Origin of the sequence: Archangium lipolyticum, from assembly GCF_024623785.1 — a bacterium.
In the GTDB taxonomy this organism is placed as follows: Bacteria; Myxococcota; Myxococcia; order Myxococcales; family Myxococcaceae; genus Archangium; species Archangium lipolyticum.
Genome location: NZ_JANKBZ010000001.1, coordinates 519,242 through 540,874, shown reverse-complemented (window position 1 = coordinate 540,874; position 21,633 = coordinate 519,242). Strand labels below are relative to the sequence as shown.

Genomic DNA, 21,633 nt, shown 5'->3' with positions numbered 1-21,633 from the left:
CCTCGGCTCAGTAGGTGATCCACAGCGGGTGACGGATGAGGGACGCACAGACGCCGATCCAGGCGATGCGCGTGCTCTGCGCTTCGAGCGGGAGATAGACCCGTTCGTACAGCTCCTTCGCTTCCGCTTCCGAAGGAGGCTGTCCGAGCATGCGCAGGTAGAGCGTGCGCAGGTTCTTCTGCACCGCGTCCGGGTTCTTCGCGGAGGTGTCGGCGAGCGTCGCGTAGCGCAGCACCGCCGTGTTGCCCTTCTTGTCCACCGCGCGCGCACACCAGGCTTGCGACATCTGGACCAGCGTCTGCGCGGCGGAGGGACCGAAGGTCACGTCCTTCTTGCGGTACACGAGCGAGTTGCCGCCTCCGAGCGCATCGAACCGCTCGACGCTGCGCGAGTCGGAGACGTACTGGCGCGAGATGCCGGGCGCCCAGTCTCCGGGCCACACGAAGAGCTTGCCGCCATTGACCACGTACTCCCTGTTGCGCCAGTTGGGATCACTGGTGCTGACGAAGTCCTCGAGCGTCAGCCCGAGCTGATCCATCAAGCTCACCACCATCTCCTCGGCGGAGAGCCGGCGGACGCTGAACGCCTCCGGATTCGGAGCCTCCAGCCGCTCGGGAGGAGGGGGCAGCTCGCGAATCCAGGCCTTCACCTGCTCGATGGTCAGCTTGACGCTGCCGCTGGCGACGAGCTCGTCGTAGTGCTGACCCGGTGGCATCTGGGGGTAGCTTCCCGAGGCGGTTCCCTCGAGCAGCTGGATCAACAGGCTGTTGTCGGGATCTCCGCGCTTCACGTACCGCTCGTCGTACACGAGCCCGTTCTCGAACGCGGTGAGCGAGGCGAAGAACGGCTTGTTGCCGGTGAGGTGGCACCCTTCGCACGCGGGCGCGAGCCCGAGCCGGATCTCCTCGTTCTTGCCCGAGGGAGGGCAGTTCTCGCCCGGATTCGTCTCGGTGCAGGCTCCGGCGGTGAGCACGAGCGCGGTCAGCGCGGCGGCTCCCAACATCGAACGCGGTGTTCTCATTACAGTCCCCTCCGCAGCTCGGGCTGCTCGAAGAGATAGCGGATGAAGGGCCGGAGCTTGCGGTCGCGTGCGACGAACTCCCGGGCGAGCTTGTCGATGAAGTGCTTCTCGGAGGCCGGGTCCAGCTCACGGCCGATGAACATCGAGTAGAGCTTGCGCGAGGCGCAGCGATCGAACTCGCCGGAGCGGACGAGGAGCTTTCCGAACCCGAGCGGACCCATCGTGCCGTCACCGGGCTGACCGAGCAGCGTGTACGACTCGGGCATCGTGTCGAGCAGCACCGCTTCCGGATTGGCCGTGATCTGCTCGGGGGTGACCGGGGTCATCACGGTGTTGGGGAGGAACGCGTTCCTCCACCGGTTGCCCGGCGAGTTGCCGCCGTACGGATACTGCCCGGACAGCCACTGCTTCGTGACGCGGTGACGGCCCATGCCGGGGATGAAGGGCCACGGGACGTAGTAGCTCGAGGCCGGATTGAAATCCCACCGCTTGAACGAGATGGCCGCGGGATCGAGCGTCTTGTGGCAGTGCAGGCACGTTCCGCCCTTCGCGGGATCGGTGTCGTACGGAGGGAAGTGCACGTCCGCGGGAGGAGGCGTGAAGCTCTGACAGGCGAAGATCTCCAGGAAGCGCGCGGCCCGGACGCGCTCGCGCGGGAACGAGGACATCGCGCCGATCATGGTGAGCACCCCGGCCGTGGGAAGGCCCTTGGGTGCTTCGGTCGTGGTGCGGGGATCGAAGCGGTACGTGCGATCGAGACTGCCGGAGCGCGCCCGGTTGTTGGTGAGCGCGAGGTGGAAGGGCTCCAGATCCTCGACCACGAACTCGCGCCACGCCTGCGGATCATTCGGTGTCGGGTGCAGCGGGTCTCTCGGTGCGCCGTCCGCGTCCGGGCGCCACCACGTCGTGTTCGCGTCCAACGCGTTGCTGCCCATCTGCCGGCCGAGGCGCACGTACAGCGCGCGCAGCCAGTTGGTTCCCACCGAGTAGTTGCCGATGACGAGATCCGACAGCGGCCGGTCGTGCCACGCGAGGTGCGCGAACAGGCGCGCGGGTTCCTCGTACGGATGGCGCCGTTGAACGTTGAGGTCGTGGGTGCTCGCGCTCCCCAGGCCGGCGAGTGGTGAGCACCACACCAGGTTCGGTCCGCAGCCACACCCGCCGGGTAGCATGGGATCGTAGTAGCCGCCGCTCGCGATGCCGCAGTCGAGCGGCTGCCCCTTGGCGTCGAGGACCTGGGTGACGTTGGAGCCGGCCTTGCCGAGCACCTCGACCCTCGTTCCCGGTGCCCACCAGGGTTCGACCGTGTTCACCACGGGCACGGCGGGATTGCCGTCCGCATCCTGGTCGTTGCACTGCTTGTCCGGATCCTTCGACTCGTTCACGTGGTAGTACGCGCCCGGGTGCAGGGTGTTCGCGGCGCACTTGAAGAGGTGGCCGGACATGTCGCCCTGGTACGCGTCGCCGGCAGCGCCGGTGGTGTACGCGCCCACCGCGATCCACTCGTGTCCGAAGCGCAGCATCCGCTCGTAGAACTTCGGCGAGGCGAGCGCGTCATCGAGCGTCGAGCGCAGGATCGCTTCTCGTGCTTCCGGCGTGGCCGCGGCCGCCATCGCTTCGTACTGCTCGACGGTGGGCGTGGTCCCGGTGAGCCCGAGCACGAGGCGCCGTAGCAGCCGCGTGTCGCTCATCCGGTCGTTGGGAGGCTCCACCGTCTGGGGAGTCTCAGGAGTGCATTGCTGGGCGTGCGCGTCGATCCCGACGAGTCCGGAGCTCGCGAGCATCACCGTCAGCATGGCCGCGCTCTTCGAGGGCAAATGCCAGTGCATTCACCGAAGACTACTGGTGAACTGTTTCAGGGAAAAGGACTTAATCGGTATGGTCGCGATTTTTCACTTAAAGAGGCATTTGAAGGTTCGAGCCAGGAAGCGCTCTCAGCTCGCGCGGCGCTTCTTCTCGCGCTTCGGTTTGCGCTCGGGCTTCGACGGTCCGCCTTCCGCCGTGGCGCCCTCCGAGGGCTGGGCCTCGGCGGGCCTCGTGGTGGGGAAGGGCGTTCCGTCCACGATGGCCGGCTCCGGCACCTGGAGCGGCTCGGCCGGAGGGATGGGCAGGCGGATGATGAACGTCGCGCCATCGCCCGGCTTGCTCTGCACCGACAGCGTCCCGCCGTGGTTCTTCACGATGCGCTGGCAGATGGCCAGCCCCAGCCCCGTACCCTTCTGCTTCGTCGTGTAGAAGGGCACGAAGATGTGCTGATGCTCTTCCGAGGGGATGCCCGGGCCGGTGTCCGACACGTGCACCTCCACGAAGGAGTCACCCGAGGGGCGGAAGTCGCTGAAGCGCTCCGGCCTCATCGTCTTCACCGTGATGGTGCCCCCGGTGTCGGCCATCGCCTGCATCGCGTTCTGCACCAGGTTGATCAGCACCTGCTTCAACTGCTCCGCGTCCGCCTCCACCCGGGGCAGCGACTCCTCCTGCTCCACCTTCAACCCGATGCCCTGGGGCATCTCGTTCTGGATGAGCCGCACCGTCCGCGTCACCACCTCGTTCAGGTCCGTCGGTCCGAAGGTCTGCTTCAGGGGCCGCGCGTAGTCGAGGAACGCCGACACCACCCCGTTGAGGCGGTTCACCTCCTCGACGATGACCTCCAGGAACTCGCCTTCCTCGCCCGGCAGCCGCTTCGGATCCAGGCACTGCGCCGCGCCCTTGATGGCGCCCAGCGGGTTGCGGATCTCATGTGCCAGGCCCGCCGCCATCTCGCCCAGCGCCGCCAGGCGGTCGCGCTCGCGGATCTTCTCGTACAGCTTCGAGTTCTCCAGCGCCGTCGCCAGCCGCTCGGCCACCTCCAGGATGAGGGCGATCTCGTCCGAGGCGTACGCCTCCGGCACGCGCTCGTCCCACAGGTTGAGGAAGCCGATGACCCGGTCGTTGCCCAGCAGCGGCACGGTGATGCCGGCCTTCATCTGAAGGAGCGCCGCGCGCGTGTCGTTGAGCCGCTTGAGCTCGTCCCGGAAGCGCTTGCCCTCCGTCGCCTGCTGCCGCAGCACCGCGATGCGCCGCTCCAGGTTCTCCAGCAGCACCGCCTTCTGTCCCGAGGCCACCGCGAACAGCACGCCGCGCGCCGCGCCCGTGTCCAGGAAGCTCACCGGTACCGGGCCCCGTGCATCCAGCAGCCGGTAGCCCGGCCTATCTTCCGCCAGCAGGAACAGGGACGCGTGCGTGATGCGCCCCGACTCGTGCAGCGCGTCCATCACCATGCGCGCCAGCTCGGAGATCTCGATGACGCCCGCCATCCTCGCCCGCGCGTTGCCCAGCACCCGCAGCAGCTCGAAGCGCTCGCGGAAGAAGATGGCCACCACCTGCTCCTCCACCTTCACCCGCAGCGGCTCCAGCAGGATGAGCACCACGAACGCCGCCACCACCGTGTTGAAGAGGAAGAGCGAGGTGTTGTTCTCGTCCACCCACACCGTCAGCACCGTGAAGACCGCGGCCAGGATGGTGGCCAGCACCGTCTGCGAGGCGATCTTCCCCAGCAGCTCGTGCAGATCCATCAGCCGCAGCCGCAGCAGCGTCTGGGCCAGGAAGAACAGGTAGAGCGTGGTGAAGACCGGCCCCAGGGCGGGGAAGGGCAGGCCGAAGCGCCCCAACAGGTCCAACGCGGAGAACAGGATGGCGGCCCCGGCCCCGATGGCCAGGTACGTCAGCCGCAGCTTCTCGATTCGCGACTCGGTGGTGCGGACTCGTCGGAGCAGCAACGAAACCGAGCCCAGCAGGGCACCGAACACCCAGGCGCCCATGGCCACCCGCGCCCAGTCCTTCTGTGCGAGAGGCGACACTGCCACGCCCAGGCCGAAGACGGCGGAGAGGACAGCGAGCCGCCTGCCGAGCAGATGCGTGCCCTTGCTCACCCCCAAGAATTCGAGGAAGAAGGCCACTGCCGCGCCAGGAACCAGGGAAGCCAGTAGAATGGTGGCACCGACGGCCACCCTCGACACCCATGGGTACTCAGCGCCCCCGAAGAGACTGTGAAAGAAGCTGGACAGGTAGTACCCGCCCACCGTCAGCGCGAAGACGGAGTAGAGCGTGAGCACTCGTGGACGTCCCGCCCTCAACAACATGGAAACGCCGAGCGCCAGCCCGATGATGGATGCGAGGAGCGCGCTCTGTGTCCGGATGTCCATGTGTGGTGGCCAGTCTAACCTTCGTTCGACCGCGGAAATTTTTTCCCTGCTTCCAGTTGTCTCCGGGGCTGCCCAGGCCCATCACCTGAGGGCCCTTCCCGTATGAAAGCCTTCGTCCCCCTGCTCGCCGCCGCCGCCGCCGCCACTTCGCTGGCCTTCACCCAGGCGCCCCCGTCCGAGGAGCCCTCCGCGGCTCCCCAGGCCCAGACGCAGAATGCTCCGTCCGAGGCCCAGCTCTCTCCGCCTCCGGACTCGGAGAAGGTCCTGGTGCCCCCCGGGTACGTGGAGGTGCTCAACCCCGCGTTCCCGGACCCGCCCCCGGCCGCCCCCACGCCGCCCCGTATCTTCAAGGGCCGTGCCTACGGGCTGGATGACCTGTCCCCGTACTTCGCCGAGGGCAAGCGCAAGGAGGCCAAGGAGGCCTTCGACAAGGGCTTCTACACCCGCGCCCGGGAGCTGCTCGAGAAGGAGGGCAACTCGCTCCCCGTGCGCTACCTGCGCGCCCTGAGCGCCGTGCGCGCCGGGGACGACAAGCGCGCCGCCGAGGAGATGACCTCCCTCGCCGGGGACTACCCCGCGCTGCGCGACCGCTGCCTCACCCATGCCGGCGTGGCCCTCGAGTCGCTCGGCCGCTTCAGCGACGCGGCCGTGCTGCTCGCCCAGGTGCCCGACAGCTCCCGGCTGTACGCCGATGCCCGCCTGGCGCTCGGCCGCGTCCTGCGCAAGGCCAAGGACACCGAGGCCGCGCTCGCCGCTCTCGCGCCCCTGTCCAGCCGCGCCTCTCCCTCGTGGGGCCGCAACGTCGGCGCCGAGGCCCTCCTGGCCAGCGCCGACATCGCCGCGGAGAAGAAGGACAAGACCCGCGAGCGCGAGTTCCTCTGGCGCCTGTGGGCCTCTCACCCCCTCACGCCCCTGGCGAAGCAGGCGGAGAAGCGCCTGAAGGGCCAGCAGGCTCCCCTCGAGATGAAGGTGGTGCGCGGTGAGCAGCTCATCGAGCTCAACCGCAACCGCCAGGGACTCGACGTGCTCGAGCCCCTGCTGCCCAAGCTCAAGCTGCCCGATGCGCTCGCCTGCCGGGCCCACTTCGCCTACGGCAAGGGCCAGCGCAAGGAGCGTCAGCACACCCGCGCCATCGCCGCCCTCACTCCGGTGGTGGAGCAGTGCAAGGATCGCGATCTGCTGCCGCGCGCCCTCTACGTGCTCGGCTCCTCGCGCTCCATCGTGGACCAGGTGAGGGGCACGGAGACGTACGAGCGGCTGGCCCGGGAGTTCCCGGAGCACTCCTTCGCCGACGACGCGCTCTTCTACGCCGCGGACCTGTACGTGAAGACGGGCCGCCTGGAGCAGGCCGCGCAGCGGCTCGCGGAGCTGTCGAAGCTCTATCCCCAGGGCGACTTCCTCGGCGAGGCGCTCTTCAAGAACTATTGGATCTCCCGCACGCTGAAGGCGGAGGACGGCGGGCTCGCCAGCCTCGTGGAGATCGAGAAGCGCTTCGCCGACGCGGACGAGACGTACGACTTCGAGCGCGCGCGGTACTGGCGGGCGCGCACCCTTCAGGACAGGGGTGATGCCAAGGGCGCCGCGGACCTCTTCGAGCAGCTCGCGGTGGAGCACCCGGCCACCTATTACGGGCTGATGGCGCGCACGATGCTGGGCTCGCTGGAGCCGGCGCGGATGAAGCGCGTGGAGCCTCAGCTCGACTTCACCAAACAGGAGCGCCGCGAGCCCTGGCCGCTGCACGCGGGGACGATGGAGAAGGATCCGCACTTCACCGCCGCCGTGGAGCTGATGCGCCTGGGCTTCCCCGAGGCCGTGTCCTCGGAGCTGCTCGCCGTCAACCGCTCCAACCTGCCGCCGGAGAACGTCCGGCTGCTCGTCCTCATGCTGGCGCGGGCCGGCGACGAGCGCGCCGCGCATGCGGTGGCCCGCGTGGCGCTGCGCCGCGACCTGAGCGGCCGCATCACCCCGGAGACCCGGCCGGTGTGGGAGGTGGCCTATCCCAACGCCTTCCGCGAGCTGATCGAGAAGCACACCTCCGCGGCCGGCGTGGAGCCGGATCTGCTCCAGGCGCTGATGCGCGAGGAGAGCGCGTTGGATCCGAAGGCGCTCTCGTGGGCGGGCGCGCTGGGCCTCACCCAGCTCATGCCCTCCACGGCGCAGGCGGTGGCGCGCCAGCTCAAGCTCAAGAAGGTGACGAACCAGTCCCTGCTGGAGCCGGACATCAACATCAAGCTGGGCGCGCACTACCTGGGCTCGCTGGTGAAGCGCTTCTCCGGACACACCCCGTTCGCGGTGGGCGGCTACAACGCCGGCCCGCTGGCCATCGACCGGTGGCGCTCGGACCGCCCGGGCATGCCGCTGGACGCGTGGGTGGAAGAGGTGCCCATCGCGGAGACGCGCGGCTACATCAAGCGGGTGTTGCGCTCCTACAACACCTACCAGCTGCTCTACGGGCGGCCGGCCAAGGCACCCGCCGTGCAGGCCAGCAGGTGATGTGAACTCGAGGTGAAGGGCAGGCGGGTTGGCTGGCGCGAGCGTCCCCGGTCCCTTACACTTCCGGTCGTGGGTGCACCCTCGACCAACGACGGGGGGAAGAACGCGCTGCTGCGCGCGCTCCCCTCCATCGAGCAGCTCCTGCGCCGTCCCTCCCTGGAGGAGCGGTTGGCGGGTATTCCGCGCGCCCGGGCCGTGGCGGCGCTGCGGCTGGCGGTGGAGCGGGTCCGCGAGCGGCTCCTGCGCGGCGAGGCCCGTCCCTTCCAGGACTCGGATGTGGAGGACGCGCTGCGCGCCCTGGCCACGCCCAACCTGCGGCGCGTGCTCAACGCCACCGGGGTGGTGCTGCACACCAACCTGGGCCGCTCCCCCCTGGCTCCCGAGGCCGTGGCCCGCGTGGCCGAGGTGTCGCGCGGCTACTCCAACCTCGAGTACGACCTGGACGAGGGCGAGCGGGGCAGCCGCTACGCCCCCGTCATCGAGCTGCTCACCGGGCTGACGGGCGCCGAGGATGCCCTCGTGGTGAACAACTGCGCGGGCGCGGCGCTGCTGGTGCTGGCCACGCTGGCCGCGGGCCGCGAGGCCATTGTCTCGCGTGGGGAGCTGGTGGAGATCGGCGGCGGCTTCCGGGTGCCGGACGTGATGAAGCAGTCCGGGGCGCGCCTCGTCGAGGTGGGCACCACCAACCGCACCCGGCGCTCGGACTACGAGTCGGCCCTCACGCCGGACACCGGCGTGTTGATGAAGGTGCACCGCTCCAACTTCGCGCTGGTGGGCTTTACCGAGGAGGTGGAGACGAAGGAGCTGTCGGCGCTGGGCCACGCGCGCGGGGTGCCCGTGTTCGTGGACCTCGGCTCGGGGGCGCTGCTGCCGCTCACGGGCGAGGGTCTCACCGGCGAGCCCACCGTGCCGGCCACCGTGGCCGCCGGGGCGGACGTGGTGGCCTTCTCCGGCGACAAGCTCCTCGGTGGGCCACAGGCCGGCATCATCGTGGGCCGCGCCGCGCTGCTCGCCCGCGTGAAGAAGCATCCACTGACCCGGGCCCTGCGCATCGACAAGATGACGGTGGCGGCCCTGGAGGCCACGCTGGAGCTGTACCGGGACGGGCGGCCGGAGGCGGTGCCTACGTACCGGTTGCTCACCCAGTCCCCGGAGGAGCTGCGCGCCCGCGCCGAGCGGCTGCTCGCGCTGCTGGCGGGGAAGGGAGCCAAGGCCCGCGTGGCTCCTACGTCGGGGCAGGTAGGCGGGGGAGCGATGCCCCTGGCCCGGTTGCCTTCCTTCGCATGCATCCTCACCGTTGGGGAGCCGGCGGGCTTCCTGGAATACCTCCGGGAGGCGGACGTTCCGGTGATCGGGCGGATTTCGGACGGAGAGGTGGTCCTCGACGTTCGGTGCCTGGCGGAGGAGGACCTCGGGCCGGTCGCTGAAGCCGTTGGAGCGGCCTCACAGGGAAGGCAGCCATGTTGAACAGCGCCGTTCTCGTCCTGAACCGGAACTACCAACCGGTCCATGTCACCTCGGTGAAGCGGGCCCTCTCGTTGCTCTATCTGGGCGTCGCGAAGGCCATCGACACGCAGTACCGCCTCTATGAGTTCAAGGACTGGGCCGAGCTGAGCGCCAGTGCCCCGCACGACAGCATCAACACCATCAACCGGCGCATCCGCGTACCCCGCGTGGTGGTGCTCTCCGCCTACGAGTACCTGCCGCGCGGCCGGGTCCGCTTCTCCCGCCTCAACATCTACGCGCGCGACCACGACACCTGCCAGTACTGCGCCCGGACGCTGCCGCGCTCGGAGCTGAACCTGGATCACGTGGTGCCCCGCTCCCAGGGTGGCAAGACGAGCTGGGAGAACGTGGTGTGCTCGTGCGTGCCCTGCAACCTGAAGAAGGGCGGCCGCACGCCGGAGCAGGCGCACATGAAGCTCCTCAAGGTGCCCATGCGGCCCCGCTGGACGCCCCTCTTCCGGGGTGCCTCGCGCCGCGTCACCTACCGTGAGTGGCTGCCGTTCCTGAACCTGGCCGATGCCTCGTACTGGAACGTGGAGCTGCTCGACGACTGACGGTCCCTCCCGTCTGTCGTTTCCCAGCCAATCCGTAGCCCGTGGCCGGTGAGTCCTTCCACGGGTCTCCCTCGCACGTGGTCGGACCCCTCGTACCCAGGGGGGCCGGGGCCGGCCGTCACCAGAGGGAGTCACTCGTGATGCGAGGAAACCGTTGGTTGCTGCTGGGGGCCCTGGCAGTGACCATCAGTATCGTGGGCTGTGATTGCGGGGGGACGCAGAACAACCCCGGCGACGACGCTGGAGTCCCCGAGGAGGATTCGGGCGTCGTCCTCCCGCCCGAACCGGACGGCGGCGTGTCCGGAAACCTGCCGGATGGTGGTACCAGCGGGGTGGACCTGGACGGCGGTTCGGGCTCCTACTGCGTGTCGGCCGGAGCCATGTGTGATCGCGACCAGGGCGCGGCGTGCTGTACGGGCGTGTGCGGCGAGGACGGCAGGTGTCCCGAGGCCAACAACCTGTGCCGCAGCGCCGGAGAGATGTGCGCCACGGGCGGGGAGTGCTGCAGCAACTCGTGCCTCAACGGCAAGTGCTCCTCCACGCTGTGCCTCGACGAGGGCGGCGCGTGTGTCACCGACGAGCAGTGCTGCACGAAGACGTGCACGGGCGGCACGTGCGCCGTGCTGGCGGATACGTCCAACACGTGCAAGGTGCTCGGCCAGTCCTGCACGGAAGCCACCGAGGACCAGTGCTGCTCGAAGAACTGCCAGAACGGCGTCTGTGCCCGCTCGTGGGTCTGCAAGGCCAATGGTGACATCTGCACCCAGGACGCCGAGTGCTGCGGCAACTCCTGCTCCGCGGAGCCCGGGGGCGTCGGCCGCTGCGAGACCATCTCCGGCGGTGGTGGTGGCGGGTGCCTCCAGGATGGCAATCCGTGCGGCAGCGGCAGCAACTGCTGCTCGCGCACCTGCGTGGATCTCGGTTACGGCGCCGAGGTGTGTCAGCCGGTGGGTGGCTGCAAGCTGACGGGCAACTTCTGCACCGGTGACGCCATCTGCTGCGGCAGCGGGACGATCTCCAACGTCACCTGCAACGAGGGCCGCTGCGACAACGGCAATGCGTGCCAGCCCACGGGCAACATCTGCGGAACGGGCAAGCTGCCGGACGGCGGTGTCATCAAGATCAGCGCCCCGCAGAACTGTTGCGATGGCAAGACGGACGTGTGCAAGGTGGACTCGTCCGGTGTGCCGCGCTGCTTCGGTGGCGCCAGCGTGTGCCCCAACGGCTATGACAGCCAGAACCCCTCCTGCTGCATCAACCCGGGCAACACCTGCCAGTTCAGCGATCAGTGCTGCTCCGGCTCGCTGTGCCTGCCGGACTCGAGCGGCAACCTGAAGTGTCAGGCGCCTTCCTCGGGGACGGGTGCGGACGGCGGCGCCGGGGGGACGTGCTCCCCGGTGGGGACGCGCTGCGACTCGGACGGCGGCACCACCTGCTGCCCGGGGACCCAGTGCCTGCGCACCTCCGAGCTGACCCGCGCCTGCCAGGTGCCCCCCACCCAGCCGCCCCCTGCTGCGGATGGCGGCACGACGGACGGGGGGACGGGCGGTACCCCGGACGGCGGCTCCTCGGGTGGTACCTGCTCGGCCAACGGGGCGGCGTGCTCCGGCGGTACCCAGTGCTGCTCGGGCATCTGCTCGAACAATACTTGCGCCGCACCCGCCGTGTGTCAGCCTCAGAACGGTCTGTGCACCACCACCGCGGACTGCTGCTCGGGCCTGCGCTGCGACGTCCCCCTGGGGAGCACGGTGGGCTCCTGCCAGCCCGGTGCCACCTGCTCGTCGAGCGGCCAGGCGTGCTCGCCGACCAACCCTTGCTGTTCGGGCCTGTCGTGCCGCAATGGGTTTGGCAGCGCGTGTGATGGGACCTCGGCCTGCACCTGCCGGGTGGTCATCCAATAACGAACGGCCAGGGAGTCGACGCGGGGCGCGGGACGGGTTTTGATACGGGTGCCTTGAGTTCCCTCAGTCCCTCCTCCGCGTCGCAACCCGCTCGTTCGTCCTCGCCCGCCCAACCCGCGGGTGGGGCCGCGCGCCCGGAGCCCGATTCCCCGGGGCTCGGTGCTCGGACCCGTCCCCACCGCATCATCGCGGTGGGAGGCGGCAAGGGCGGTATCGGCAAGTCACTCGTCTCCGCCAACCTCGGCGTCGCGCTGGCCTCGAGGGGCCAGCGGGTCCTGCTGGTGGACGCGGACCTGGGTGGCGCCAACCTCCACACCTGTCTGGGCGTCGGTCAGCCCACGGCCACGTTGTCGGACTTCATGCTGCGCCCCAAGGCGCGGCTGGAGGACGTCATCGTCCCCACGGGCGTGCCCAACCTGTCGCTGATCGCCGGCGCGCTGGACGTGCTGGACGCGGCCAACATCAAATACGCCCAGAAGCAGCGGCTGCTGCGCGGCCTGCAGACCCAGACGGTGGACTACCTCATCATCGACCTGGGCGCGGGCTCCAGCTTCAACACGCTCGACTTCTTCATCATCGCCGACCACGGCGTGCTGGTGCTGCTGCCCGAGCCCACCTCGGTGGAGAACGCCTACCGCTTCGTCAAGGCCGCCTTCTACCGGCGGCTCCAGCAGGTGGAGTCGGAGTACGGCATCGAGCGCCTGGTGGAGAAGGCCCTGTCCACCCGCGAGGGCGCCGCGCGCACGCCCTTCCAGATCATCCAGCACGTGCGCCAGCACAGCCCCACGCTCGCCGACAGGCTCGAGAAGGAGCTGGCCGCCTTCCGCGTGAAGCTGGTGCTCAACCAGGCCCGTACCGATGGAGACTTGAACGTGGGCACCGCGGTGGTATCCGCCTGGAAGAAGTTCTTTGGCCTGGAGATGGATGACCTCGGGGCCATCCGCTACGACGACGAGGCCTGGCGCGCGGTGCGCAGGCGCCGGCCCATCGTGCTCGACAAGCCCGAGTCTCCTGCCGCCATGGGTATCCAGAGCATCGCCGACCGCCTGCTGGCGCTCGACGGGGTGACGGGGTGATGTCCGCCATGAAGCACTTCGAGCAGCAGTCCTACTACGAGCTCCTGGAGGTGCCCGTCACCGCCTCGGAGGATCAGATCCTCGACGCGTACGCGCGCGCGATGGAGACGTACTCGCCCGACTCCATCGCGGTGTACTCCCTGGTGGATCCGGATCAGCTGGAGTCGCTGCGCCAGCGCCTCAGCCAGGCCCTGGAGGTCCTCTCCGAGCTGGATCGCCGCCTCGAGTACGACCGGAAGATCGGCGTGACGCGGTCCGACGAGGAGCTGGCCCGCTTGCGCGCGGAGTCACTGAAGCGCGCGGCCGGGTCCAGTGAAGAGCGGAAGCCCGCGAACGGGGCAGGGGAGCCGCCCGCCGCGGTGGCCGCCCCGGCCGAGCCGCCGGGCGTCAAGCCCACCGGGGCCACCGGGGCGCAAGCAGTCGTGGCCGAGCCGGTGGAAGAGGAGCCGGTCATCGAGCTGGAGGCGGTGGCCGAGGAGAGCCCCTCCACCGGCAAGGAGCCCGCTCCGGAGCCGCCCGCGCCCGAGGTCCACGTGGCCCCTCCGAGCGTCGGCACGCCTCCTGTGGCCCAGGAGGCCAGCGTGATGCCGCCGGCTCCGGCCGAGCCCGTGCCTCCCGCTCCGGAGCAGCCCGCGGCCTCCAGGCCGGCCGCTGTCGCCCCTCAGGGTCCCCGGCCGGCCATCCATTCCCGTCCGGCGCGCCCGGGTTCGGTGGTTCCGCCCCCGCTGCCGCCGCGCAATGGAGGGCTCCGGCCTCCCATCGCCACGCGTGCGGAGGCGGGTGCCCAGCCCACGCCCGTCCAGCCCGCGCCAGAGAGGGCGAGGGGAGTCATTCGTCCGCCCCCTGGCCAGCAGCTCGGTGACGCCCCCGTGCTGTCGCAGGCCGCGGCCATCGCCACCGCCGAGTCGGCGCTGGCCCAGGTGGCGGTCAAAGCGCGCGACTCGCGCACCCGGCTCAAGACCGTCGTCGACATCCCCTCGGATGCCGAGTTCAACGGGGAACTGCTGCGCCGCGTGCGCGAGGGCCGCAACATCTCCTTGCAGATGCTCGCGGACCGGACGCGCATCTCGACCCGTCACGTGGAGAGCATCGAGGCGGACCGCTACGACAGCCTGCCCGCCTCCGTCTATCTGCGCGGCATGCTGATGAGCATCGCTCGCGAGCTGGGCCTGGATCCGCTCCGGGTGTCGAGGAGCTACATGACGCTCGTCGCATCCGGTGAGAAAAACCGCCGCTGAGCGACCGGGCATCCCCAGGGTGCTCGTCACCCATCAGCGAAGTTGACACCCTGGGGGGTGCTGCTTAGAAAGGTCCAGGATGACTGAAGAAGAAAAGATCAAGGCCATGCGGCTGGCCCGCGCGATCGCCTCGGATATCTCGCTCTACAACGAGCAGAAGATCATCAAGGGCATCGAGCAGGACAACCTCTTCGAGGTCCTCAAGGAGGAGCTCGACGAGGGCCGTGAGCTCTACAAGAGCCGCGTCAGCCCCGAGATCTTCCAGAGGATGAATTTCTTCGAGCGGGCCATCAACGACATCGTCCTGCGCTCCAAGGCGCACGTGAAGTCGAAGATTTGGTAGCCCCGGACGCGCGAGAGCACCGAGCCCCGCCCGAAGCCCGGGGTGAGCGGCTGGATCAGTTCCTTTCGCGCGCCTTCACGGATCTCACGCGCTCGCGCATCCAGGGCCTCATCGAGGCCGGTCATGCACAGGTCGACGGCAAGCCCGCGAAAGCCTCCCTGCGCCTGAAAGGTGGCGAGCTGCTCTCCCTGCTGGTTCCCGCTCCGGTGCCGGCCATCCCGGTGGCCGAGGAGCTGCCTGTCACGGTGCTCCACGAGGATCGGGATCTCGTCGTGGTGGACAAGGCGGCGGGGATGGTGGTGCACCCGGGAGCGGGCCACGCCTCGGGGACGCTGGTCAACGCGCTGCTGCACCGGGTGAAGGATCTGGCCGGGGTGGGTGGTGAGCTGCGCCCGGGCATCGTCCACCGGCTGGACAAGGACACCACGGGCTGCCTGGTGGTGGCCAAGCACGAGAAGGCGCTGGTGGCGCTGCAGAAGGCCTTCAAGACGCGCGCGGTGGAGAAGACGTACCTGGCGCTGGTGCACGGGGTGCCCAAGGCCGCCGAGGCGCGCATCGAGACGCTCTACGGCCGGCACCCGGTGAACCGCCAACGCTTCACCGGCAAGGTGAAGGAGGGCAAGCCCGCGATTACGGTCTACCGCGTGCTCGAGTCGTTCGAGGGCGCGGCGTTGGTGGAGGTGGACCTGCTGACCGGCCGCACGCATCAGATCCGCGCGCACCTGTCCGAGGCGGGCCATCCGCTGCTGTGTGACGCGCTGTACGGCGCGGGCCGCAAGGCGAAGGGCAGGGCGGTGGAGGCGCAGGAGGTGCTGGGCCGGCAGGCGCTGCACGCGTGGAAGCTGGCCTTCCCGCACCCGCGAACGGGGAAGGTGCTGCACGTGGAGGCCCCGCTGCCCGCGGACTTCGAGGCCGCGCTGAAGCTCCTGCGCGATGTCCCCTCTCCCTCTGGGAGAGGGCCAGGGTGAGGGTATACGCCCCCGGGTTGCCCACCGTGGAAAGACCCTCACCCCCCGCCCTCTCCCAGAGGGAGAGGGTGCATGCGCAACACGACTCCTGGACAGATCCAAGGAGTGAGGTTATCCCTTCCCCTGTCCGACGGGCTCGTGGGGAGCGCCGTCGTGCCCGGACGAGGTGCGCCGTACCCGGTCAAGACAAGACGACGCTCGAGAAGGAGTGTGCGTCATGGCATGGGTCATGCTCGTCGTCGCCGGGTTGTTGGAAATCTGCTGGGCCATCGGGCTCAAGTACACCGAGGGCTTCACCCGCCTCGTCCCCAGCATCCTGACCCTCATCGCGCTCACCGCCAGCATGGGACTGCTGGCACTCGCGGCCCGGAGCCTGCCCATTGGCACGGCCTACGCCGTGTGGGTGGGCATTGGTGCCCTGGGCGCGGCCGTGCTGGGCATCTTCCTGTTCCACGAGCCCGCCACCCCGGCGCGCCTCTTCTTCCTCGCGATGCTGCTGACGGCCATCATCGGCCTGAAGCTCACTTCGGGCGGGGAACACTGACGGGCTCGTGGCGCGCGTCACGGCGCGGTGAAGACGCAGCGGGTGACCGGGACGATGATGTCCTCGAGCACGTACAGGTAATACGCCTTGCCGCTCGTCAGCGCCGTGGGCTGGCCGGAGGCGGGGAAGCGCTGTGACATGCCCGCGGGCACCGCGCCGTAGCGCACCGTGCCGCTCGCGATGGGAGTGCCGTCCTCGGGCACGTCGATGCGCCAGAGCGTGCCCTCGGGCAGATCCAGGTTCGGCGGCACCGTCGGCGACGTGGCGTCCGCCTCGAGCACGTACACATAGCGGGCCTTGCCGCCCCTCCAGGTGACTGTCCCATCGGCGCCGACGCCCTCGCCGTTCTCACAGGAGGTGGGACGGTAGAGGCGCTGATCATCCAGCGGTCCCGCGCCGTACACCTGGCCGGCGAAGTCCTCGCGCTTGTAGCCACGGTGGGCGAGCTCGGCCTCGAAGAAGCGGGCGATGCGCGCGGCATCCGTCGTGACGAAGATGGAGTCATTCGGGCGCTCGGGCGAGGCGCGCGAGAAGCCGTTGTTGTGCTCGGGGCGGTACGCGCCGAAGCCGATGGTGTTGATCCACCCGGCGCCCATGGCCAGGCCCCTCGGGTGGAACGAGTTGATGAAGTTGCCGGGGGACTCGACGTACCAGTTCGACGGGCCCTGGGGTGCACGCGTCGAGTGGCAGCAGACGCAGGCCGTCGATTCGATCTGCGACTTCACCCAGTTCACCTCCGAGACGTACGCCGGATCGTTCATGCGAGGATCCTCCCGCGTCGCGTTCTCCGCGGGAGACGCCGGGTAATACGGGCGCTGCGTGCGCACGCGGTCGCAGCTCGCGTAGTCCTGGAAGCTGCGGCCGGGCTCGGTGGCGCCGGAGATCATCTCCCACGTGCAGACCTTCCCACCGGGCGACATTCCCGCCGGCTCACCGGGCTTGGGATCGACACACGTGAGCACCGGCTGGCGGAACGTCGGCAGTCCCGTGCCTCCGCCGGTGTCCACCACCTTGCCACCACAGACGGGGGCTGGCTCGAACACGCCGCCGCCGAAGAGCTCACACCCGCGCTGCATGGAGCCGCACTTCTCCGCGTTCACGCCGGGGAAGGTGATGCGCGTCCACTTGTCGTCCTCGCCACCCAGGAAGCAGAAGCCCAGCCGCTCCTCCGTGTCGCATCCCGAGCCCAGCTGGGCCGTCGAGCCCTGGTCCTCGCAGTCCTCCGTCGCGTCCTTCTCGCTCCACTCACCGACGTAGTCGCGGCACTCCTCCATCTGGCTGAACTTGTTCTTGTAGACGCAGTGGCCCACCACCTTCTCGGGCAGGGTGGGGACCACCTTCTCGCTCTGGCACCCCACGACGAGGCACATCAAGACAAAAGTCGACCACGACCGCGATGCAGTCATTCGACACTCCAGGCTGGGACGGCGTTGGCTTACTTCGAGTAACCCTTCATGAATCCATCGAGGTGCTGCTCGACGAAGGAGGGCAGGGCGAGGGGACGGCAGCGGCGGCCCTGCAACTGGTGCTGGTGGAAGAGCGCCAGCAGCACCGGCGACATCAGCGCGAGCGCCGCGACGCGTGCATCCGGCACCGACAGCTCGCCGCGCGCGTGGAAGATGAGCAGCAGCTCCTCGACGGAGTGGAGCGTGGGCTCGAGGATCGCGGAGACGTAGATCTGCCCGAGCTCCGAGTCGGCCATGCCCTCGGAGAAGCCCGCGGCGTGCATGCCGCCCAGCGCCCCCGTCCACGCGGCGGCGACCTGCTCGAGCAGCTGCTTGAAGGCCTCTCGCGCGGGCAGCTCCGCCAGGCCCCTGGCCCAGACCTGACGCTCCCGCCCGAATTGCAACAGATGCTCGAAGGCGGCCTGCATCACGCCCCGGCGATCACCGAAGTAGTGCCGCAGCGTGCCCGGATCCACCCCGGCGCCCTCCGCGAGCGTCCTCATGCTCGGGTGCGTGCCTCCCGCCGCGAGCATTTGTTGGGTGACGCGCTGCAGCAGCCGCGAACGGGCCTCGTCATGATCGCGGTTGCGCGCGCCGGGTATCCTTCCCATGACCGGGATGGATATTCCGCAAGCCGAGCTGATGCAACCCCTTGGAATAACTTAATAATCTTCCCCGGTGAGGAGCTTTATCGCTCCTCGAACCGGGGCGGCTCTAGATACCGCCGAGGGTCATGGACTGCTGCCTGCGGCTGAGGACCTTCACGGGCTGGATGGCCATGACGCGCATGAAGACCTGGAGCAGCTCCGGGTCGAACTTGTGGCGCATCTCCGTCCACATCAGCATCAGCGCCACTTCGGGGCCGTAGGCGTCGCGGTAGGGGCGCTTGGACGTCAGCGCGTCGTACGCGTCACAGATGGCGATGATCTTCGCGTACACCCCGAGGTTCGTCTTCGGGATGATCATCTGGATGGTGCCGCGCCCGTCGCGCACCGCCGTGCCGAAGTCCGCCTTGTGCTCGAACGTCGTCACCACGCGCAGCAGCGTCGAGCGCGAGAAGCCCTTCTCCATCAGGATGTTGCGGATGGAGATGAGCGGGGCCTTCTGGATGAGTGTCTTCTCCTCGGCGCTGAGCGCCCCGCGCTTGGTGGCCAGCTCGTCGGGGATGGTGATCATGCCCGCGTCGTGGAAGAGCGCGATGTAGCCCAGGTCCCGGAGCTGGGCCTTGGTCAGCCCCAGCTCCTGCCCGAACACGATGCTCATCAGGCACACGTTCACCTGGTGGTACACGAGATAATCCGACTCCCGCTTCATCGTGGTCATCCCCAGGAAGTGAGTCTTCTGCTCGAAGGAGATGTCCACGAAGTCCTGCACCAGCCGCAGCGCCTTGCTGGTGTTGAGCGGTTTGCCCTCCCGCACCGACTCCAGGTACTTGGTGATGAAGAACACCGCGCGCGCGTAGACCGTCAGCGCGTACTTCTTGCGGTCCACCTTCTGGTCGTCCGGGTTCTGCAGGTCGTCCCGGGTCAGCTTCTCCTTGAGCTTGGAGAACTTGGCGACCTTCATGTTGAGCAGCTTGCGGCCCGCCAGCCCGTCCTCCTCGGTGACGCCCGACTGCTCCTTGCTGAAGATCCAGATGAAGTTCTTCAGGTCCGGCACCGAGACGGGCTTGTTCAGCGAGATGCCCCCCACGTCCTTGGCCCGCATCTCCCCCAGCAGGAAGCGCAGGTTGTCGATGGCGTTGAGGTCCACCTTCACCAGCATGTTGTTGAGGTAGAAGGACTCCTTGACGCCCACCAGCTCCAGCCGGCCTTCCTTGGAGATGATCTGATTGACGATGTCCTGGAGCTGCAGCAGCGGCTTCTCGAAGACCGCGTTCTCCGGGTCGTACATCTTCACCGAGCGGATCAGCATGTAGAGGCCCGACACGAGCCCGCGCGCCAGCGTCTGCAGCTTCTCCGAGTAGCCGCGGCCGAACTCGTTGAGGTTCTCCGCCGCGCCCTGGGTGACCTTCAGGTTGCTCTCCAGCATGGCTTCACGCCTCCTCGGTGGCGGCTGTCTCGCCGAACAGGATCTTCTTCGTCTGGTACATGGCCTTGCGCGCCGCGGTGAGGATCTCGACCGGCTGGGTCTTGTCCTCCACCACGCCCTGCAGGGCCTTGTAGGACTGGATGGAGCACGCCCCCGCCAGGCCCGCCACGGCCAGCAGCTTGTCCTCCATCACCTTCTTCTTGTTGAGCAGCGTCGGCTTCACCGCCAGCATCTGCAACATCAGCGAGATGGCGCCCGGCAGCGCCGTGGAGCCCAGGGCGTTGTAGAAGGCCGTGCGCTCCTCGGTGCTCTTCTTCTCGAAGTTCGGATCCTTCATCAGCCGCGTCAGGTCCACGTAGGCCTTGTCGCGGTCGAACTCGGGCAGCAAGCGCACCGCCAGCATGCGCACCTGGGCGATGGGATCGTTGATCGCCTCGAGGATGAGCTTGCGCGCCTCGGGGGTGCGGCCGCGGGCGATGATGTTCATCACCTCCAGCTTCACCGCGAGGTTCTTGTTGAGCAGCACCAGGCCGAACATCTTCACCCGGTCCGGGTGGTCGCTCTTCTCCAGGATGTAGACCATGTCGCGCACGGTCTGCGGCCGATCCGCCTCCAGCCGCTGCACGAACGGCTGCGGGTTCTCCTTGGCGAAGTTCGCCAGCACGTCGCACACCAGCACGCGGTTCTCGGGGACTTCGATCGTCTCCAGCGCGTTGAGCAGACTGAAGACGGTGGAGGGATCCAACACCTGGATGTACCGGGTGATGTCCACCGGATTGCGCGGGCGTGTCGTCTTGAGCATCTCCGCCAGGCGCATCACCCGCTGCTCCTCACCCATCTTCAGGACGAAGTACTCGAGCAGCTTGCCGATGCTGCCCCCCGTGTCCCGCTGCGCCATGGCCCGCATCTTCAGGACCAGCTGGTTGATGATGGCGTAGTCGTCCTGGATGAGCATGGCATCCAGCAGCTGGACGAAGACATCCTCCAGCAGCGCCGTGTCGTCCACGCCGCCTTCGATCACCTGGAAGATGGCGCTCACCAGCTTGGGGAAGAGCCGGGAGCCCTCCTCCTCGGAGATCTCCTTCTGCAGCCGGGCCTTCAGCTCGTCCGAGGCGTAGTTGCCGGCCACCACCAGGCCGCGCATCTGCTCCACGCCATCCAGCTTGGAGTCCAGGTCGTCCGCGTTCACGCGGGCGAAGCGCAGGTAGTCGTCCGAGTTCGTCTTGAGACGCCCGTACAGGTAGCCCACCACCTTGTCGACCTCGACCTCCACCTCCTGGTCGGAGACCTCGTCCATCTTGAAGCCCTCGACCATCACGTACTCGAGGTGCTCCAGGGCCGCCCTCCACAGCTGGGCCATCACGTCCTCGGCGCCGCGCTCCGGCTCGGACAGGGCGATGAGGGTGAACGACACCAGCTCCTGCACGGTGAGGCCCGGCCGGAAGATGAGCTGGCGGATGCCGTCCCGGAAGAACTTGTAGGGCAGCGGCGTGTCCTCGGAGAAGATCGGCTCGCCGTGCAGCATGAAGTTCTGCTGCTCCACCTTGAGTGACAGCGGGCCATACCTGTCCGTGTACTCGGCGAGTGCCTCCTGGGCCCGGGCGAGGAACTCGGGGAAGCGCGCCTCGTTGTGCCGGTACATGCCGATCTGCTTGATGCCCTTGAGCAGATGGAAGGTGAAGTTGCGCGCTGCCTCGACCTTCTCCCGCGTGGCCGGGTCCATCGCGGGTTCCTGGGAGGCGTTGCTGGCTGTCTGGGCCATGGAGTCCTTGATGCGCGGCAGGGGGGTGAATCGGAGTTCAGTGTACCCCGATTCTTCCCGTCTTGCCTCTCTTGTGGACCTCCGAGGGGGGCCCCTCCCCGGAAATGGCGGGGGGCGGGGGGTATGCTAGGAGCCGGGGCGCTGTATCCGCCAGGAGACACTTCTTGATGAAGCGCCTCGTCGTGTCCGCAGTGCTGATGTGCTCCCTGACCGGCTGCTACCGCATGAGTGTGCGGAGCGGAGCCACCCCGTCGGGACCCAACAACCAGGACAGTGGTGTGAGCCTGGTGTGGGGTCTCACCTCGACCGAGGCGAGCGCGCCTGAGTGCAGCTCGGGCTTCTCGCGGGTGGACGTGTACTGGCCGTGGTGGGGAGTGTTCGTCCGCGTCGTCACCCTGGGCATCGTGGCCCCCATCCGCACCGAGTACGTGTGCGCCGAGGGCAACGCCCGGTAGTGACCGCGGGCTCGTGACGGACGGCGGCGGGGTAGGGGCCGGCCTCCCCGCCGCATGGGGCGCTGACCCAACGGACCACGGCGCCAGGGTCGTTCATCTCCGCAGGAGCGATCGT

The 21,633-nt window shown here is 68.5% G+C and carries 17 protein-coding genes and 1 riboswitch; of the genes, 10 read left to right on the top strand and 7 right to left on the bottom strand.

All coding sequences use genetic code 11. From position 1 onward, the window contains the following. Positions 1 to 7: 7 nt before the first annotated feature. The 3 genes from NR810_RS01890 to NR810_RS01880 all read right to left on the bottom strand — a co-directional run bounded on the left by NR810_RS01890 (position 8) and on the right by NR810_RS01880 (position 5,202). A complete protein-coding gene (locus NR810_RS01890; RefSeq protein ID WP_257446822.1) occupies positions 8 to 1,021 on the bottom strand; it encodes a hypothetical protein in 1,014 nt (337 codons plus the stop codon). Beyond that, a complete protein-coding gene (locus NR810_RS01885) occupies positions 1,021 to 2,850 on the bottom strand; it encodes a DUF1549 domain-containing protein (protein ID WP_257446819.1) in 1,830 nt (609 codons plus the stop codon). The genes NR810_RS01890 and NR810_RS01885 overlap by 1 nt, the downstream gene beginning before the upstream one ends. Before the next feature lie 105 nt (positions 2,851 to 2,955). Next, entirely contained in the window at positions 2,956 to 5,202 is a 2,247-nt protein-coding gene (locus tag NR810_RS01880; RefSeq protein ID WP_257446816.1) for a sensor histidine kinase, read from the bottom strand. 102 nt (positions 5,203 to 5,304) lie between these two features. Between NR810_RS01880 and NR810_RS01875 the strand changes: the two genes are divergently transcribed. The 9 genes from NR810_RS01875 (at position 5,305) to sugE (ending at position 15,825) form a co-directional block, all read left to right on the top strand. Beyond that, a complete protein-coding gene (locus NR810_RS01875) occupies positions 5,305 to 7,695 on the top strand; it encodes a transglycosylase SLT domain-containing protein (RefSeq protein ID WP_257446813.1) in 2,391 nt (796 codons plus the stop codon). A 69-nt stretch (positions 7,696 to 7,764) separates the two neighbouring features. Then, positions 7,765 to 9,162, top strand: a complete 1,398-nt coding sequence (selA, locus tag NR810_RS01870; protein ID WP_257446811.1) for an L-seryl-tRNA(Sec) selenium transferase — start codon at positions 7,765 to 7,767, stop codon at positions 9,160 to 9,162. Next, a complete protein-coding gene (locus tag NR810_RS01865) occupies positions 9,156 to 9,755 on the top strand; it encodes an HNH endonuclease (RefSeq protein ID WP_257446807.1) in 600 nt (199 codons plus the stop codon). Before selA ends, NR810_RS01865 begins: the two co-directional genes overlap by 7 nt. Before the next feature lie 137 nt (positions 9,756 to 9,892). Beyond that, the gene (locus NR810_RS01860; protein WP_257446804.1) at positions 9,893 to 11,656 is read left to right on the top strand and encodes a hypothetical protein; all 1,764 of its coding nucleotides are present in this window, start codon (positions 9,893 to 9,895) and stop codon (positions 11,654 to 11,656) included. Between the two features lie 182 nt (positions 11,657 to 11,838). Further along, positions 11,839 to 12,732, top strand: a complete 894-nt coding sequence (locus NR810_RS01855; protein ID WP_257447744.1) for a P-loop NTPase — start codon at positions 11,839 to 11,841, stop codon at positions 12,730 to 12,732. After that, entirely contained in the window at positions 12,732 to 13,970 is a 1,239-nt protein-coding gene (locus tag NR810_RS01850; protein ID WP_257446801.1) for a helix-turn-helix domain-containing protein, read from the top strand. Before NR810_RS01855 ends, NR810_RS01850 begins: the two co-directional genes overlap by 1 nt. A 79-nt stretch (positions 13,971 to 14,049) precedes the next feature. Next, positions 14,050 to 14,313: a hypothetical protein gene (locus NR810_RS01845; protein WP_203405347.1), complete on the top strand. Its 264-nt coding sequence runs from the start codon at positions 14,050 to 14,052 to the stop codon at positions 14,311 to 14,313. Continuing rightward, positions 14,307 to 15,281, top strand: a complete 975-nt coding sequence (locus tag NR810_RS01840) for an RluA family pseudouridine synthase (RefSeq protein WP_257446792.1) — start codon at positions 14,307 to 14,309, stop codon at positions 15,279 to 15,281. The genes NR810_RS01845 and NR810_RS01840 overlap by 7 nt, the downstream gene beginning before the upstream one ends. A 140-nt stretch (positions 15,282 to 15,421) precedes the next feature. Continuing rightward, positions 15,422 to 15,482: riboswitch (guanidine-III (ykkC-III) riboswitch) on the top strand. Between the two features lie 16 nt (positions 15,483 to 15,498). Next, a complete protein-coding gene (gene sugE / locus NR810_RS01835) occupies positions 15,499 to 15,825 on the top strand; it encodes a quaternary ammonium compound efflux SMR transporter SugE (RefSeq protein ID WP_257446789.1) in 327 nt (108 codons plus the stop codon). A gap of 17 nt (positions 15,826 to 15,842) precedes the next feature. On the opposite strand, the gene NR810_RS01830 is transcribed toward sugE, so the two are convergent. From NR810_RS01830 to NR810_RS01815, 4 genes are all read right to left on the bottom strand, one after another. Next, entirely contained in the window at positions 15,843 to 17,231 is a 1,389-nt protein-coding gene (locus tag NR810_RS01830) for a hypothetical protein (RefSeq protein WP_257446786.1), read from the bottom strand. A 29-nt stretch (positions 17,232 to 17,260) separates the two neighbouring features. After that, positions 17,261 to 17,881, bottom strand: coding sequence for a TetR/AcrR family transcriptional regulator (locus tag NR810_RS01825; RefSeq protein ID WP_257446783.1), 621 nt, complete (start codon positions 17,879 to 17,881; stop codon positions 17,261 to 17,263). Between the two features lie 103 nt (positions 17,882 to 17,984). Next, positions 17,985 to 19,298 (bottom strand): HD-GYP domain-containing protein, encoded by a 1,314-nt coding sequence (locus NR810_RS01820; protein WP_306817818.1) that lies wholly within the window; start codon positions 19,296 to 19,298, stop codon positions 17,985 to 17,987. 7 nt (positions 19,299 to 19,305) lie between these two features. Further along, a complete protein-coding gene (locus tag NR810_RS01815; protein WP_257446778.1) occupies positions 19,306 to 21,063 on the bottom strand; it encodes a HEAT repeat domain-containing protein in 1,758 nt (585 codons plus the stop codon). A 167-nt stretch (positions 21,064 to 21,230) separates the two neighbouring features. On the opposite strand from NR810_RS01815, the gene NR810_RS01810 reads away from it, so the two are divergent. Beyond that, entirely contained in the window at positions 21,231 to 21,518 is a 288-nt protein-coding gene (locus NR810_RS01810) for a hypothetical protein (RefSeq protein ID WP_257446776.1), read from the top strand. Positions 21,519 to 21,633: the final 115 nt, after the last annotated feature.

What these genes read in the sequence shown, in the direction of transcription:
- NR810_RS01865 (WP_257446807.1), top strand. Translation starts at nt 9,156, where the DNA reads ATGTTGAACAGCGCCGTTCTCGTCCTGAACCGGAACTACCAACCGGTC.
- NR810_RS01880 (WP_257446816.1), bottom strand. Translation starts at nt 5,202, where the DNA reads ATGGACATCCGGACACAGAGCGCGCTCCTCGCATCCATCATCGGGCTG.
- NR810_RS01815 (WP_257446778.1), bottom strand. Translation starts at nt 21,063, where the DNA reads ATGGCCCAGACAGCCAGCAACGCCTCCCAGGAACCCGCGATGGACCCG.
- NR810_RS01875 (WP_257446813.1), top strand. Translation starts at nt 5,305, where the DNA reads ATGAAAGCCTTCGTCCCCCTGCTCGCCGCCGCCGCCGCCGCCACTTCG.
- NR810_RS01830 (WP_257446786.1), bottom strand. Translation starts at nt 17,231, where the DNA reads ATGACTGCATCGCGGTCGTGGTCGACTTTTGTCTTGATGTGCCTCGTC.
- sugE (WP_257446789.1), top strand. Translation starts at nt 15,499, where the DNA reads ATGGCATGGGTCATGCTCGTCGTCGCCGGGTTGTTGGAAATCTGCTGG.
- NR810_RS01885 (WP_257446819.1), bottom strand. Translation starts at nt 2,850, where the DNA reads ATGCACTGGCATTTGCCCTCGAAGAGCGCGGCCATGCTGACGGTGATG.
- NR810_RS01890 (WP_257446822.1), bottom strand. Translation starts at nt 1,021, where the DNA reads ATGAGAACACCGCGTTCGATGTTGGGAGCCGCCGCGCTGACCGCGCTC.
- NR810_RS01810 (WP_257446776.1), top strand. Translation starts at nt 21,231, where the DNA reads ATGAAGCGCCTCGTCGTGTCCGCAGTGCTGATGTGCTCCCTGACCGGC.
- NR810_RS01850 (WP_257446801.1), top strand. Translation starts at nt 12,732, where the DNA reads ATGTCCGCCATGAAGCACTTCGAGCAGCAGTCCTACTACGAGCTCCTG.
- NR810_RS01845 (WP_203405347.1), top strand. Translation starts at nt 14,050, where the DNA reads ATGACTGAAGAAGAAAAGATCAAGGCCATGCGGCTGGCCCGCGCGATC.
- NR810_RS01825 (WP_257446783.1), bottom strand. Translation starts at nt 17,881, where the DNA reads ATGGGAAGGATACCCGGCGCGCGCAACCGCGATCATGACGAGGCCCGT.